Origin of the sequence: Pandoraea horticolens (assembly GCF_902459555.1) — a bacterium.
In the GTDB taxonomy this organism is placed as follows: domain Bacteria; phylum Pseudomonadota; class Gammaproteobacteria; order Burkholderiales; family Burkholderiaceae; genus Pandoraea; species Pandoraea horticolens.
In genome coordinates this window covers 1-1,109 of sequence record NZ_CABPSM010000053.1, presented here as the reverse complement: position 1 = coordinate 1,109, position 1,109 = coordinate 1, and the positions used below count along the sequence as shown (strand labels likewise).

Genomic DNA, 1,109 nt, shown 5'->3' with positions numbered 1-1,109 from the left:
CATTCAGGCGGCGTATGTGACGGGGGGCACCGAGCAGTCGTTGATTACGCAATCGATGTTCTGGCCGGTGTTGTTGCCTGAGCAGAAGTTGGCGATGGACAGACAGTTCTTTTTTGAAGAGCAGGTGCAGGGGTTGGGCGCGATTACGCATATCCGCTTCAACATCATCCCGGACGGTGGTGTGTCGAGATTGCGACTGTGGGGCCGCCTGAGCGACAAGAAGGCGTAAGCAACGAAAGCGGCGTCAGCAAGGCAGACGACCTCTCGCATCCTCGGGGAAAGAAGGGGGGGATGTGGGAGGCGGCGATGAGCGAAGAAGAAAATGGGGTGTGACATGGCGGGTCTGGCGTTGAAGATAGAGCGATTGACGCGAGAGGCGTTTAAGCTGTTTGGCGACGTGATTGAGTTGCCGGGGGCGGAGCATTTTGCGATCAATGGCGGGACGACTGAGCGATTTCACGATTTGGCGACGGTGGATTTGGGTCCGGCGGGGGGAAGAGCGTTGTTGAACGTATTCCGGGGTCAGCCGAGGCAGTTGCCGTATGAGGTGAAGATGTTGGAGCGTCACCCGTTGGGCAGTCAGGCGTTCATACCGTTGAAGACGACGCCGTACATGGTGGTAGTGGCACCGGCGGGCGAGTTGGATGTGAGTCGGATGCGGGCATTCGTCTCGGATGGGTGGCAGGGGGTGAACTATGCGAGAGGGGTATGGCATCACCCGTTGTTGGCGTTGCATGAGGTGAGTGACTTCGTGGTGGTGGATCGGGGTGGAGAGGGGCACAACTGTGACGAGCGGGATTTGCCGGGTGTGTATGTACTGACGCAGGCGGCGTTGGACGCGGCACAGGCAGCGCAGAAGGCGGCATGAGGAGAGAGAAGGAAAGAGCGAAGGAATGAGCGAAGGAAACAGGACAGCGAAAACGCCGGGGACTGCCCGGCGTTTTGCATTGGTGGGGGGGTGAGAAACCGAAGCGGGAAAAAAGGGGGGGGTAAGGGAGGAAGTACGGAAGGAGTGAGGAGAGACGGACCGGGGCGCCTTTCTGCAGCGAGTTGGGTTTATGTCTGAGAGGCGGAAAGGGGCTCCGGTCCGTCTGGAGGGCGGTGTTGAG

Annotated in this window: 1 protein-coding gene and 1 pseudogene; both read left to right on the top strand. The window is 59.5% G+C overall.

Annotation, left to right across the window (positions count from 1 at the left end; all coding sequences use genetic code 11):
• A pseudogene (locus tag PHO31112_RS26995) lies at nucleotides 1-229 on the top strand (allantoicase); the annotation flags it as partial.
• Nucleotides 230-322: 93 nt separating this feature from the next.
• On the top strand, nucleotides 323-868 hold the full coding sequence (locus tag PHO31112_RS26990) for an ureidoglycolate lyase (protein WP_150624798.1): 546 nt from the start codon (nucleotides 323-325) through the stop codon (nucleotides 866-868).
• The last annotated feature ends 241 nt before the right edge of the window (nucleotides 869-1,109 follow it).

What these genes read in the sequence shown, in the direction of transcription:
- PHO31112_RS26990 (WP_150624798.1), top strand. Translation starts at nt 323, where the DNA reads ATGGGGTGTGACATGGCGGGTCTGGCGTTGAAGATAGAGCGATTGACG.